Here is a 14,294-nt window from a genome sequence, read left to right on the forward strand (position 1 = left end):
GTCTGCGCTAACAGATCATGCACAACGGAGACATCCTTTTTCCTTTGCTGTAATATGGTCATTATATCCAGCAAGTTCCGGACAGGCAATACCGTCAGCTTTCGGCCATTTTAGGCTAGCGGAAACACTCATTCGATTCAAGTGTTAGTTATCCAGAGTATGAGACTAGCGCAACATACTCTGGGAGCTCAAGATCATCTTGGGATGGTGAAGATCCGTGGAATGCAGATACGGTTAAGCATGGTGATAAATGGTGGGTATCAGGCATAGGTATATCGGTAAGCTTTCCGTCCGGTGTAGGTATTTCAGGTTCTGGCAATTCTGCTAGCTGGGAAGACTCTGTAAGTAATAACTGGCAAATATATCATGAATTTTCTAACATAACATTCTATGGAGCGTGTATATACAGAGTATATGAATCTTCAAGTGGCACATTCAAATTTGGCACAAAATTTTATACAGTTTCTTCCTCAGATAATGCGTATATCTAAAGATAACGTAAAAAAGTAGGGTAGCGCTGTTAAGTGCTACCCTCAACATTCTTGAGAAAGGTGATATTCTATGCTCAGCAGATCGCTAAATAAAAAAATTACCATAATAGCAACCATTCTTGCTATTATTATAAGCTTTACATTTTTATCGTTTACCTGGCAGAAGCCTTTATGGGAAAGCGATAGCTGGCAGAACAATACATATAATAAAGTGGAAAGTACATTCCGTTACTATAATAATAATGCTGGAGCTTATGCTGAGTTACCATCGTTATCTATTCAAGACACAGCTGATTTATATTCCACTGTATGGATAATAAAAACACTCTCACTTATTGATATGTCGCGTACAGAACAAAGTAAGCAATATATTGTGAAATGGCTTCACTCTTTACAGCAAGAAAACGGTCTTTATTCTTACCCAAACAACCCTGGACTTCCTGATTTATATGTGGCGTATCTTGTAGTAGAAGGACTTGATGCTCTGGGTGAAAAGCCTACTAATAGAAATGCCTTAGGGATGGCATTAACTAATCTACAAGACAGTAACGGTCTTTTCTCATGGGACAAAAAAACTACCTCAGATTATACCGCCACAGAAACTGCATGCCAAATACTTACGTCCCTTGGCATCACAGAGCATACGACATCAACAAAACGTGCGTTATCCGAAGCCTTCTCCAAAGATGAACTGTTTAGAGATTCTAATCTAAACGAATTTCTAAATTACGGGGCACCTATAATAAATGCAATGCAGTCACTAGGAGTAGATAGCTCTGTTTTTCCAAAAGAATTAATAGATAAGCGTATTCGTTGGCTTGATACTATAGGGAGGAATATTTTAAGTATGCCGGTACATCGGGACCATCACTCACTACCCTCCAAGCCTTTATTAAGGCCAGGCACTTTTTTGGAACAATTGTACCCCAAAAAGATTCTTACATTAAGTTACTAATGGATAGTCAACTAGAAAACGGTGGGTTTGCTGCTATGGATAAATACAAAATTTTTGACCCTCAGGCGACCTTTCAAGTGGCGGAGATCCTATTGTATTGGAAACAAGGGTTTCCGAAAAAGGACGCTTTGATTAGCACTCTTGACTTAAATCGTAGTCATGATGGCGGATGGATAAGTCAGGTTGCAGCGCCCCCAACCCCCAAAGCCACCTATTACGCTTTATCTATCCTTAATAGTATAAATGCGAAACCAACTCATGCGGCTGAAATAGATTTGTGTATAAAGGAATGGCTAAATAAACTCCATGATGATTCTAAGAGTATAACTTTGTCGGAACAATTAATAAAAAATGAGTCTCTATACTATACAATCAAGAGTGCTGAACTCCGTAAAATCGATATTGATTCAAAAATAATTAACGATATACTTGTGCAAAATACAGCTATGGAGATTTGGGATCGCCCAGAAACGCCCATTTCTGTAATTACTCATTTTGTTAAGTTATATCGCAAGTATCAAGGCGTTCTACCAGGTAATCTTGAAGAAAAATTTACTAAGCGCGTAGTTGAGGCTCTTAACAATAAAAAACCTGAAAGCGAATCCGGCTTAAATCCAGCAGTCGTACTAGATGCGCTTCAATTATCACAAGAACTCAATAATGATAAACTCGATAACAAGTCTATTAAAATTGCTTTAGGACAAATGCAGTCATTTTCTGTTAACCAGGGTACATTCAAAAGAAATACCAAGGTAAGTATTGCGGATATATTAGCTACTTATTATGCTCATGAGACATATGAGCTTGCTAATGAAAAACTAAATAGTAATAATTTAAAAGATTTCTTAAATGGTGCTGTAAACCCATTAGGGGGATTCTATCTGTATCCACGAGGTAAAGTAGAAACTAATGATCTTACATTAGAAACTACATATATGGGAATTATGCTAGCAAAATCGCAATAGGGTGAATAGTATAACAATTAATTTGGTGGGTAGTAATAAGTTTTACTAAAGGTGGTAGATCGATGAAAATATTTAGGTTGTTTTTAACGACTTCTATTGTCATGTTTTTTATTAATTTCTTCTTTCTCCATTTGTGCGGAGTTTTCCTTCGAAAGGTAGTATGAAGCTTTCAAAAACCATCTGGCCAGTGGAATGTCGGTACATTTTTTCGCCTCCAAGTGCAAGCTTTTTGCATAAGCTTATTTTCCTTGTATAATAATTCGACAATAGTACCGGTAATCCCTTGTTACTACTGGAAATTTGGGCTATTCAGCAAGCCCTACGTAAATTATAATGCTAAAAAAGTGGCATTCATCAACAGGTCCTTTATTTTTTAAGAAACTGTTTTAATTTTTCGCTTCAAAGGTCAAAGATGGTCGTTTTCATATTACAATAGACGCCCCGGATGGTCTATTTTTACCAGCCGGGGTGTGTTCAACAGAACATGGATAATTAAATGCCCTGACTATGCATCCTTTTTTAAATTATTAAGGGTCTCTTCTATTTTCCGTATTCTTCTTTTTAAATCCTTAAAATAGCGAACTATAATTATTATTCCACATGTTGAACAGACAAAAAAAATAAATGCCGCCACTAAAAGTATTCTCATTTTATCAACACCCATTTCTTTTAAAATACTTTAATATCATCTTATTCCACCCAGTGGTGTAATTTCCTTTTTTTATCTTAGCTTATATTTTATTTTACAGAGAAGATTATACAACTATAAATATGGTTAATAAGTATTTTTATGCTTCGTTTAAATTGTGCAAAAATTCAATGCGCAAGAGCGGCTGAATGCTATCCACAACAGAGTTATTCGCTGGCTGGACATCCGGTTTCCAGAGTTTACAGGGGTATTTAAGAAATGGACAGGAAAAACAGCGCTTCTGACACTTCGAATGTTTCCAACACCGGCCAAGGTTTTGGAGGCGGGTGCGGAAAAAATACTGGCTACATGGAGGACAGTTGTCAAGCGATCCATAGGTATAAAAAGAGCGCAAGCGCTGGTAAAAGCAGCGTCCAACAGCATCGGCAGAACAAACGGTCATGTAGCTTCAGAAGCCGGCCTGCAGAACCTGCTTGCAGAATACGAATTGTATCATGCGCAGCATGAACGATTGGAACAACTGATGTGGGAATTTGCTGCTTCAGGTACCGAACGCAGTTAAACTTCTAGGTATCAAGGGAGTTGGGTTGGTTACGGCAACAACCTTTGTCGGTGAAGCCGGGGATATCCACAGGTTCGAACATCTGCGCCAGATACAAAAACTGGCCGGTTGTAACCTGGTAGAGAACAGCTCCGGCAAACATAAAGGAAAGACCACTATCAGTCACCGGGGACGGAAGCGATTACGGCATGGGTTGTTCATGGCCATGATTGCCATCCTGGGTAAAAACCCTGAGTTCCAGGAACTGCATTACCGTAACCAGACAAGGGAAAATAACCCGCTAAACAAGATGCAATCCATTATTGCTCTCTGTGGCAAGCTAATCCGGATATTCTACACCATTTTAAGTAAGGGAGTTGACTACAATCCGGAGAAGATGATGGGCGATATTCAACAGTCGGCTAAAAAAACCGCATAAGGTTACCGGTGGCACCTGACAAACGATGTAGAGCAACAAAAACACATTGTCGCCGAGTGGAAAGTGCCGCAGCCATCCAGGCGAAGATGTGAATGTCTCAAATAGTAACTTGAAGGTTTTAAACGTTCTTTGAAAACGGAGAGCACAGTCAGGTTGAATTTTACCATGAGGGCATAGACCCGGTCTAGGAGCATTACTGACGTTCCACCTCTTGGATAGGCATGAAGAGGGTATTTAGGGCAAGACCCAGGAAGATGTGGGAGTTGCGCCTTGAAAGCTCAATACTACCTTGCAATCTGCAATGGTTGCCGTAGTAAGACTTAACCAGTAGGGAAAGCCTACTACATGGGGAAGCGGTTGGCGGGTACTGAATCTATCCATGGAAACATGAGCCTCATACGCGATGCTGTGAGTCAATTTCCGAAGAGCCCGGTGCGGGAAATCTGCACGCCGGGTTCCGAGGGGGTTGGGCCACCGAGTGGTGGCCTTTCTACCCGGAGTTTGCTGCCAGGAGACGATGTGGAATCCCATTGGCCATGATACAAAAAATCACGCGGTCTTGGTTTAATTCATACATCGCCATCCATAATTACACATTGATGTAAATAACAAGAGTAAGGCTATCCGACCATAATGTGAAAAACTAAGAATGAGGAAGATATTTAAAGATAATCGAAGTATATTAAGGGAGGGAGTTCCCTTTACATTAGAGAGACAAAGACTATTTTTTATGTCTGCATATCTCTAATATAAGGGGAATTATCCTTATGTTAGGATATCTCAATTGTGATTAAAATTAAACTTCTAAAAAAAATTTTATGGACAAAATATTGGTAAATAAAGTAAATTTTATACTAAATAAAAGTATCATTTCAGGTATATATTGAAGGTAATTTTACCTGAATATGGAATAACATATATAACTTATGAAGTGGTATATATAAACATGGAAAAAATTACAAATAGAACGAGATAAAATAAGACTCTGTTTAACACGATGGGAGGTTAAAATAGTTGGGGAATTTCGAAAGCAGTATTTATATTATTATGGTATATTTGCCATATGTATTTGCAATTATAGCCATAGCTTTTTTAATTAAAGGTTTTTACTTAAAATCAAAAAAGAAAAGTAGTAAAAAATATTATACTATTTCTTTAATATGTTTTATTATAGGAATATTTATACTTTTATTGCCAGTAATTTTATTATTGATCATTTAGGATAGGGTGGGGTAGTTAACCACCAATTTTCCTATACCATCGAACGTAATGTTACCAAATCCCATTGTATGACGTTAGATATGTAAAGATAATCGAGGTATATTAAGAGAGGTGGTAGCAATGCTTGCGATGATTTTGGAAGCGCCGGGTCGGCCTTTGCGCGCTGTTGAGGTGCCGGTGCCCGAGCCCGGGCCGGATCAGGTTTTGATTAAAGTGAGCGCCTGCGGATTGTGCCGGACCGACCTGCATATTGTGGACGGAGAATTAAAGGAACCCGTGCTGCCCCTGATCCCCGGCCACCAGATCGTGGGCACGGTGGCGGCGGCCGGCGAGCGCGCCGGGCAATTTGCCGCGGGCGACCGGGTGGGGGTGCCCTGGCTTGGTTATACCTGCAGCCATTGCCGCTATTGTGCTTCCGGACGGGAAAACCTGTGCGGCGAGGCGCGGTTCACCGGGTACCAGATCAACGGCGGCTATGCCGAGTATACCGTGGCGGACCACCGGTTCTGCTTTCCCATTCCTGAAAACTACCCGGATCTGCAGGCCGCGCCGCTGCTTTGCGCCGGCCTGATCGGCTACCGGTCTCTGATGATGACGGGTGAGGCCATGCACCTCGGCATTTATGGTTTCGGCGCCGCCGCCCACATCGTGGCCCAGGTGGCCCGCTATCAGGGCCGTCAGGTCTATGCCTTCACCCGCCCGGGTGATCTCGAAGCCCAGCGGTTTGCCCGCGGCATGGGCGCCGTCTGGGCCGGGGACAGCCGGGAGACGCCGCCGGAGGAACTGGACGCGGCCATTATCTTCGCCCCGGATGGCGCGTTGCTGCCGGCCGCGCTGCGCGCCACGGCAAAGGGTGGGGTGGTGGTCTGCGGCGGGATTCACATGAGCGACATCCCCGCGTTTCCTTACGAAATCCTCTGGGGCGAGCGGTCCGTGCGGTCCGTGGCGAACCTGACCCGCAGGGATGGAGAAGAGTTTCTGGCTTTAGCACCCAGGATTCCGGTTCACACCGAGGTGCGGCCTTTCCCCCTCAGCGCGGCCAATGAAGCGCTCGACGCCTTGCGCGGCGGCAAAATCAGCGGCGCTGCCGTGCTGGTGGTGGATGAATAGAAGATCGCCATATGGATGGCCTGGTTTGCTCCGGCGCCCTTTCAGATTATATCCTGAGGGTGCCGGGGTTTTTTATTTTCTCGCTTGTTTTCGGACAAGGCCCTGTTTGAATAAATTTAGAATAAGGAGGTGCATCTCGTGGAGAAAAAACTGATCATTGAAAACCGTGAGCGGCTTTCGGTGCTGAATGACAAGGGGAAAATTAACGATATGGTTGTTTTTCTGGCGTACAGGAGGCTTAGAAAAATGCTTGCCGCCGCTTCTTCATCCGCTGATCCGGATAAAGTCGTTGAAAAGGCACAGGGGAAGTGATCCGGTTGGACCGCGAGTTTACCAGATCACCCATAACCGGAGCCGGTGCCGGGACCAGGAAAAAACTGGTGGCGGTATACGCCAGGCTTAGTGTCAATGAAAACGGGGAACGAGACGAGAGCCTGGAAACGCAGTGCGATTTGTTGAACGGTTTTGTTATAAAGAATAAATTCGGGAAATCAAAGCTGTATGTGGATAATGACGAATCAGGGGTGTATTTCGACCGCCCCGGCCTGATTCAGTTAATCAACGATATTAAGGACAACCTTGTCGGAACAGTGGTGGTGAAAGACCTGTCCCGGCTGGGGAGAAACAACGGCGAGACCTTGACTTTCCTTGATTTTCTTATCAGTAACAATGTGCGCCTGATTGCGATTGTTGACAATTACGACAGCTTCGCGGACGATGACGAGATTGTCGGCATCAAGACGTGGGCTAACGAGCACTATTGCCGGGACATTTCGAAAAAGGTGCGCGCAAACTTAAGAAGAAAAAAACAGAACGGTGAATACCTGGGCAGGCCGCATTTCGGCTACTTGAAATCCACAAGCGAAAAAAACAAGCTGGTAGTCGACGCGCGCTACCAAAAGGTTATTCAAATGATTTTCGATATGTACATCAACGGCTGGGGCTACCGGGCGCTGGCCGATTATATTCAAAGCATGAATATACCGACACCCAGCCAGGAGAAAAATTACCCCGGGGCGAAGCAGTCCGCCCGCTGGAATGAGCAGCACATCAGGCGGATCATCACCAGCCGGGTCTATTGCGGCGACACGGTCCAGGGCGTGAGCGAAAAGGTATCCTTCAAGCTGCGCAAGACCCGGCGGCTGCCGCCGGAGAGGTGGGTAGTGGTGGAAAACACTCATGAAGCGATAGTTTCCAGAGAGACCTTCGAAATGGCGCAAAGAGTGCGTATAAAAAGGTGGCGGGAAGGGGAAGGAAGAAAAAAGAACAAGTCGGACGGGCAGCATCTCTTCTCCGGTTTTTTGGTTTGCGCCGCGTGCGGGGCGTATCTGGTTCATAAAAAGAAGAAAAACCGTCCCGCTCATTATGTTTGCGGCCGGTATAATAATTTCGGGCGGAAAGAAGGGGGCTGCGCGAGCCATCACATACTGGAAGACAAATTGATCAATTGTCTCATTGAAGATATTGAGCAAATGGGCGGGGAAACAGATCTTCAAAACCTGCTGGCGGATGCGTATGACAAAAGTTTAAAACTGTCCGCCGCGCAAATTAACGAAGAGGCAAAGAGGCTGAAAAATAAAATAACTGAAAAGAAACGGCAGCGGAAAACGGTTTATCTTGACAGGGTCAAAGGAAATATCCGCGAAGAACTTTATCTTGAGGCCGCCGCGGAGATTGAGAAAGAAATAGCCGTCCTGGAGGCCGGTATGGTCAGGTTGGATGAAAAACTAATCGATGCCGGTCGGATAGAAGATAATATGCGTAAAATCAGTTCTATGCGAATGCAAATAAACGCGGCTGACCTTGACAGGTTTTTTTTGGAGAAGTTTATTAATAAAATTATTATTATTGAAAACGGCGAGGAGATTAATGAGCATGTCAGAGAAAAATACGGCCTGGCTTCAATTTTTACCGGAGAGCGATTGAGTGGGATTGCGCATAGGAAAATCAAGCTGATAATATTATATAATTAATGATCCTCCTGTTCCATGCAGTGGCACAGCCCGGGCCTTATGACGGGGGCACGCTGAAGGATCGCATCGGTGTGCTGCAGCGTTATGTGCCGCTGTTAAAAAACGTGGCGAAATCCGACTGCCCGGTGGCTTTGGCCCTGGCCAGCGGGGGCACCAGGGTACTCAACCTGGTCAAACGGGATTATGAAATACGCTTTTACAAAAATTACACGGCTGAAAACACCGTGGATTGCGCTTTGGCCAAACTTGATTCGGCCGATCTGGTCAAACCTGCCATTCTGGAAATTGGCGAAATAAAAGGGATAAACGATATCAAGCCCGGCCAGAAGGTGCAAAAGAGCGGCAGAACCACCGGCCTGACCAGCGGCGTGGTAAAATCTATCGGCACTACGCTGCAAGTGGAAATGAAAGAGGAGGAAAAAGTCTGGTTTTCCGATCAGGTAGTGACTGATATGCCTTCCCAACCGGGAGACAGCGGGGCGTTAATTCTGAATGAAAAGTGCGAAGTCGTGGGTTTGCTGTTCGCCGGTTCGGATAAGCTGACCATATTTAACCGGATCAGCAATATTGTAGAGCGGCTTGGCATTGAGTTCGTTTAACTTTGGCTGCGGCTTGTTAGCTGATCCTCCTCACCTTTGTTTCAGCCGAACCATATATTGATTACCGGGGAGGCTTATCTTATGGTACTGAAAGCGGTTGTGTCCGGTGATGTGGCGCTGGCTTTTTTGGGAGAAGATATCCCGGCAATCGGTCCGAGTTTTCATAACAGGGAAGAAGCCATGAAAGCGGCTCAACAATATCTTGATAAGATCAACGAGTTATCTGTTCGTGACCAGAACATGCCGTTTCAGATTGTCCTGAACAAACAGGCGGACGGCCGGTATTCGCTTGTTGTGGACAGCTCGCAGCAAATGGTGAGCACTTTGAACAACCTTGATGAGTTGATCGTGAAACGGTTTCGCAAAGGTTTGAAAAAAAAGTTATTTATCTTGACTTGTTTTGTGGAAGGTGTGGATGGGCTGGAATGTCTGGTTCTTACTGAAGGTCTGGGGGCGGTGTTTTACGCCCCTAACGCCGTGGGTACATATTAAGGGAAAATTAGTGAAAGGGCAGGAGCCATGGGCGAAGAAAAAAGCGGGAAAAATGAACAGTTTTGGACCCGTGGTCGGCAGGAATCATACCATACCAGCAAGGATTTTGGTTATCATTTAGGTTACAACCTGGGTTTTGAGTCAGGGTTTGAAAAAGGATATACCGAGGGAAGCTCGTTAGGTTATAATAATGGATTTCTAGCGGCACTGAGACTTAGTGAAGGGACCGGGGCCGAGGAGCCCCCCGGCGCCGGTCCGCCGCACGGCAGAGCCTACCAGGCCATCCGGAAACTTATCGAAGGCGGTCAAGTAAGAATTCTCCTTTCCGGATGCGCGGCCAGGGAAGCGGAAGCCTTGTTTAAACTATTATTCATAGACGCTCATGTAGTCGCCAGGGATCTTGACAACTGTCGTTAGCCTCAATTTTTGCCGGGAAGCCCGGCCTTTATTTGTTAAATTTTTGCCGCATCTTGACAATGGACCCTAATTTGGAGGCCATCTGACAACGCCGCAGGATAATCCCAAAAAAGTTAACATTACGATGGATGTTCTTAAATTACCCGTTTTGCCATGAGACCCCATTCGCCGGTATATTAAACTTGTACAAGCCCTTTTATGAATGCTTTTTTAAACAGCCGTCTTTTGGCGGACGTCAGACGTCAGACGTTAAGGCAAAGCCAATTAAATACAAGCGGCCGAATCCCGGAAAATATCCGGGTACGGGGGAACCGGTTTATGGGGTGAATCCCGGTAAAGTCATCAGCTAAGACCCAGACATAGGGCATTTCCATGTGATATGTCATGTCTTGTATCTCATGACTCGAATGGGTAGGGTTTTGTCTTTTACCGAACCCGTCAGCTAACCCCGGAGGCTCAAAAGGAAGGAGTAAATTTATGCGGCGTTCCAGGAACCTGACGTTCAGTTTGGTTGTTACCTTGTTTATTTTCGCGTTGGTATTCTCAATGGGAGCGGCGGCCCCGGCAACGGCTGACGCCAGCCTTGCAGCTACGGCTGATGAACAGTCGATGGCTGACCTGATTGATCAGGCGCGTCATGACGCTGGCAAAGCTTCGCTGACTGTTGACCCTGTCCTGTCAAATCTGGCCAGGATTAAGGCCCAGGATATCGCTTCCAACTGTTATTTCGGGCATAACTCGTCTACTTACGGCTCTCCCAATGACATGCTAAAAATGGGTGGTGTGCAATATAGCCGCGCCAGGGAAGTCCTGGCCAAGGCTTGCACAGTTAACGCGGCGTTTAAGGGAATATGTGCCGCCAGCAGCCGGTCGACCATTCTCAGTTCATCTTATGACCGGATCGGCGTTGGAATAATCACGAAAAACAACAATAAAATTGTCGTTTTGTTGTTTACCGGCGGTCAGAAAGTGACTACTCCGACACCGGCACCGGCACCCACACCGACACCGACACCAACACCGGAACCGGCTCCAACACCGGCACCGGAACCACAACCCGTTAACGGGTTAAATGCCGACGAGCAGCAGATGCTCGATCTGGTGAACCAGGAACGGAGCAAAGCAGGCCTGCAGCCCCTGCAAATGGACCCGGCCTTGGTAAAGCTGGCCAGAATGAAGGCGCAGGATATGATTGATAAAAATTACTTCAGTCATACATCGCCGACATACGGCTCTCCCTTCGATATGATGAAATCGGCCGGCGTGCAGTACCGCTACGCCGGGGAGAACCTGGCCGGAGCTTCAACTGTTGGCAGCGCGCACACCAACCTGATGAACTCGTCGGGACACCGGGCGAACATACTAAATGCAAATTATACCAAAGTGGGCATTGGCGTCGTCAGCGGCGGTCCGTACGGGAAAATGTTCGTGCAGATGTTCACCGGTTGATTGACGGCAAAATGAGCATAAAAAGTTAACAATAAAGGCGAAAAAAATATTAGTAAAATAAGGTAGAGGACCCAGGTCCTCTTTTTTTTTCGTTTTTTGCATGCTGACTACCTTTATTGCACATTTTCGTATGTTTCTCACATATATTAGTACAGAAAAATTTTGAAAGGAGGAAACCATCATGGCTGGAACCGAACGCCTTAAGGTTAATTTGGTCCAGGGTGAAAATAGAGTTCAGACCGTGGTAAAAGGTCGGATTGAAATTCCTGACACCAAGCCGAGTGTGGAAAAGATTTTATCAAAAGAAACAACTGCCAAAGTTAGAGACGTCAGCATCGTTCCGGACAAAGCCATCATTAATGGGACCCTGACTTTGCAAGTGATGTACGTCGCCTTTGAACCTGATCAATCAGTTCACTCATTGCATGGTGATGTCAATTTTACGACCTTTGTCGATGTGCCTGGCGCCGAGCCCGGGATGGATTACGTTGTCGATTTTACTGTGGAGGATGTGAGTCTGACTCCAAGTAAAGACAGCGCATGTAAATTTGATGTGGCGGCTGTGCTCAGCACTTTTGCAAAAATAATGGATGTTGAAGAAATGGAAGTGCTTACAACAACCCCGGCCGGGAATGAAGCTCTGGAAACCCAGGACCTCACTGTTGAACACATGATTGGCGACAAAGAAACCAAGCAAGTTATTATCAGCGATGCGTTCGAAGTGCCGGAAGAAAAGCCGGACGTGGAAAAGATCCTGAATATCAAAGCGGAAGTGGAAATTACAGATAAGCGGGTCCTTGCCGGCAAAGTGATTGTGGACGGTGAAGTAGAGCTTCAGGTTTTGTATGTGTCCATGACTCCCGGGCAATCCGTTCATGACCTGCACCGTATCATCAAGTTCAGTGACTTCGTGGAGGTTCCCGAAGCCCAGCAGGGAATGAACGTCCATGTGCGGGCGGAAGTGGAAAACGCCGATATCGCGCCGGTAACTTGCCCGAAGCTTTCAGCTGATATCATTGTGAAACTGATTGTCTTTGTTTCCGAAACCAGGACGCTTGAAAATGTTCCCACCGAGTTGAAAAATGAGGGAGACTACGACAGGGTAAAGCTGAAGATCGACCGGGAAATCGGCTCCGGAGAAACTCAGGTGGTTCTGAGAGAAACCACTGAGGTTCCCCAGTCCAAACCTGATGTCATGAAGGTGTTGGAGTCACGGGTAGACAATATAAAAGTAACGGAAGTAAATATTCTCAATGGCAAGGTCCTGATCAGGGGTCACGCCGATGTGGAAGTGGTTTACGTCAGCACCAAGCCCGACCAGGCTGTCCACGCGCTGCATCAGCGTTTGAATTTCCGCACATTTGTGGTAGTGCCCGACGCCGAGCCTGATATGAGGGTCAAGGTTAAGGTCAGTCCGGAATATGTCAACGTGGATCAGCAATTGCAATGCGCGGATTTGCACACCGAAGCTGTTTTGAAAGTCAAAGCCACGGTGACCGATTTAGCCCAGCTGAATGTTTATGTGCCCGCGGTCACACCGACTCCCACGCCTACCACCTGTGTTCCGACCGATTATACGGTTCGGGCGGGTGACACGCTCACTACCATTGCCGCGGCGCATGGAACGACAGTCGCCCTGATCCTGGCCGAAAACCCCGAGATTACCAACCCGGATGTCATCAGCGTCGGACAGGTGATTAAGATTCCATGCGAAGCAATGGGTTGATTAAAAATTATTAAGGAGGTCTAAAAAATGCCCGAACAATACTATTACACGGAAGTCCAGCCGGTCAAATGTATTGAAATAAGAGTGCCGCTGGTTATCGAGTCTGTAGATGTGGAAGCGGTGATTGACAATGTGTTAACCTTACCCGAACTGGCGATCAAGGTCGACAAAATCAGAGCTTCTGTCCGCGATCTGACCGCCACGCCGGTATTTGTTGACGAGGCCCATCATGGCCATGGCTATCATGACTATGACGGCTACCATGATGGTAAGCACGGCAAGTACGGCAAGCACGACGAATACGTTCTGGTGCATCACGACAGTCACCATCCGCACAGGGATTTGTTCCTTAAGAAAATTATTGTAAACGGTATTTTACACAAACAAATCTTTTACGTAAATAAAAATAATGAAGTCAAGCATACAGCCGAAGAACTGTCGTTTTCCAAGTTGGTTGAACTGGATGAACCCGTGCTGATTCGCCATAAACATGATGTTTTTATCCAGTTCCGTCATGTTGATGTGGATATGAACTGGGAACTGCACCGTGCCTGCCGGATCCACGAGACTGCTGTCATTCAGGCTACCGCCAGGGTGTCGGAAGACCGTAAGATCTTTGTGCAGACCTGCCCGTCTCCGGATGAGTCTCCCGTCGGCAACCTGCTCAGGGACGGCGGTCTCGAGGCCTGGGCCAGCCCTTACGCCCCGGTCTTCTGGGGCGCGAGCAATGTATCCCAGACCAGTACGGCTCATTCCGGGTCGTTTGCGGCGGAAATCGGGTTATTGAATACCCAGCTGCCCGGGGCGCTGTTCCAGATGATTCACAAGAAAATTGTCGGCGACCGCCAGTACCGCCTCACCTTCTGGGTCAGGGAAGATGTCCTGGGTGCGACCAGCGATTTCTCCTTAACTGCTGAAGTAGTATTTTATGATCAATACGGCACTCAGATCGGTATCGGCACGCAAACGCTAAGCAGCACCGGCATACCGGATAACTCCTACACCCAGGTTCAGTTCGCCACGCCGGTGACAGACGAAAGTGTTGATTCAATCATGGTCCGCTTCAACTTCATGCCCGGCACGGGTAACACCAATACCGTCAAAATTGACGATGTTGTGCTGGAATGCATGCGCAAGCGCGGTTAGACCATGAATAAAAAAAGGAAGCTGTTGTAAAACAGCTTTTTTTTTGCCTTTTATAAACTTTTTTAGCGCGGGGCGAATATATTTAATAATGAGTCATTGCGGCCATAAGGCTGTGAAGGGA

13 protein-coding genes and 1 riboswitch are annotated in these 14,294 nt (G+C 46.1%); all 13 genes read left to right on the plus strand.

Annotation, left to right across the window (positions count from 1 at the left end):
- The first annotated feature begins 561 nt into the window (after positions 1-561).
- The 13 genes from L9W92_RS13030 (at position 562) to L9W92_RS13090 (ending at position 14,173) form a co-directional block, all read left to right on the plus strand.
- Positions 562-1,446: a prenyltransferase/squalene oxidase repeat-containing protein gene (locus tag L9W92_RS13030; RefSeq protein WP_240084189.1), complete on the plus strand. Its 885-nt coding sequence runs from the start codon at positions 562-564 to the stop codon at positions 1,444-1,446.
- Between the two features lie 35 nt (positions 1,447-1,481).
- Positions 1,482-2,411, plus strand: a complete 930-nt coding sequence (locus L9W92_RS13035) for a prenyltransferase/squalene oxidase repeat-containing protein (protein ID WP_240084190.1) — start codon at positions 1,482-1,484, stop codon at positions 2,409-2,411.
- Between the two features lie 806 nt (positions 2,412-3,217).
- On the plus strand, positions 3,218-3,622 hold the full coding sequence (locus tag L9W92_RS13040; RefSeq protein ID WP_240084191.1) for a hypothetical protein: 405 nt from the start codon (positions 3,218-3,220) through the stop codon (positions 3,620-3,622).
- Positions 3,594-4,040, plus strand: coding sequence for a transposase (locus L9W92_RS13045; protein WP_240084192.1), 447 nt, complete (start codon positions 3,594-3,596; stop codon positions 4,038-4,040). Before L9W92_RS13040 ends, L9W92_RS13045 begins: the two co-directional genes overlap by 29 nt.
- A gap of 1,341 nt (positions 4,041-5,381) precedes the next feature.
- The gene (locus L9W92_RS13050; protein WP_240084193.1) at positions 5,382-6,371 is read left to right on the plus strand and encodes a zinc-dependent alcohol dehydrogenase family protein; all 990 of its coding nucleotides are present in this window, start codon (positions 5,382-5,384) and stop codon (positions 6,369-6,371) included.
- Between the two features lie 138 nt (positions 6,372-6,509).
- Complete coding sequence (locus L9W92_RS13055) at positions 6,510-6,683, plus strand: hypothetical protein (RefSeq protein WP_240084194.1); 174 nt, start codon at positions 6,510-6,512, stop codon at positions 6,681-6,683.
- Complete coding sequence (locus L9W92_RS13060; RefSeq protein WP_240084195.1) at positions 6,680-8,344, plus strand: recombinase family protein; 1,665 nt, start codon at positions 6,680-6,682, stop codon at positions 8,342-8,344. The genes L9W92_RS13055 and L9W92_RS13060 overlap by 4 nt, the downstream gene beginning before the upstream one ends.
- Entirely contained in the window at positions 8,344-8,943 is a 600-nt protein-coding gene (locus L9W92_RS13065; RefSeq protein ID WP_240084196.1) for a chymotrypsin family serine protease, read from the plus strand. Before L9W92_RS13060 ends, L9W92_RS13065 begins: the two co-directional genes overlap by 1 nt.
- An 81-nt stretch (positions 8,944-9,024) precedes the next feature.
- The gene (locus L9W92_RS13070; RefSeq protein ID WP_240084197.1) at positions 9,025-9,435 is read left to right on the plus strand and encodes a hypothetical protein; all 411 of its coding nucleotides are present in this window, start codon (positions 9,025-9,027) and stop codon (positions 9,433-9,435) included.
- A 27-nt stretch (positions 9,436-9,462) separates the two neighbouring features.
- Positions 9,463-9,852 carry a hypothetical protein gene (locus L9W92_RS13075; protein WP_240084198.1) on the plus strand — a complete coding sequence of 130 codons (390 nt, stop codon included), beginning with the start codon at positions 9,463-9,465 and terminating at the stop codon, positions 9,850-9,852.
- Positions 9,853-10,118: 266 nt separating this feature from the next.
- Positions 10,119-10,324: riboswitch (cyclic di-AMP (ydaO/yuaA leader) on the plus strand.
- Between the two features lie 5 nt (positions 10,325-10,329).
- Positions 10,330-11,301 carry a CAP domain-containing protein gene (locus tag L9W92_RS13080; RefSeq protein WP_240084199.1) on the plus strand — a complete coding sequence of 324 codons (972 nt, stop codon included), beginning with the start codon at positions 10,330-10,332 and terminating at the stop codon, positions 11,299-11,301.
- A 181-nt stretch (positions 11,302-11,482) separates the two neighbouring features.
- Positions 11,483-13,027 (plus strand): DUF3794 and LysM peptidoglycan-binding domain-containing protein, encoded by a 1,545-nt coding sequence (locus tag L9W92_RS13085; RefSeq protein WP_240084200.1) that lies wholly within the window; start codon positions 11,483-11,485, stop codon positions 13,025-13,027.
- A gap of 27 nt (positions 13,028-13,054) precedes the next feature.
- A complete protein-coding gene (locus tag L9W92_RS13090) occupies positions 13,055-14,173 on the plus strand; it encodes a DUF3794 domain-containing protein (RefSeq protein ID WP_240084201.1) in 1,119 nt (372 codons plus the stop codon).
- Positions 14,174-14,294: the final 121 nt, after the last annotated feature.

Source organism: Pelotomaculum terephthalicicum JT (assembly GCF_022410535.1).
GTDB lineage: Bacteria > Bacillota > Desulfotomaculia > Desulfotomaculales > Pelotomaculaceae > Pelotomaculum_D > Pelotomaculum_D terephthalicicum.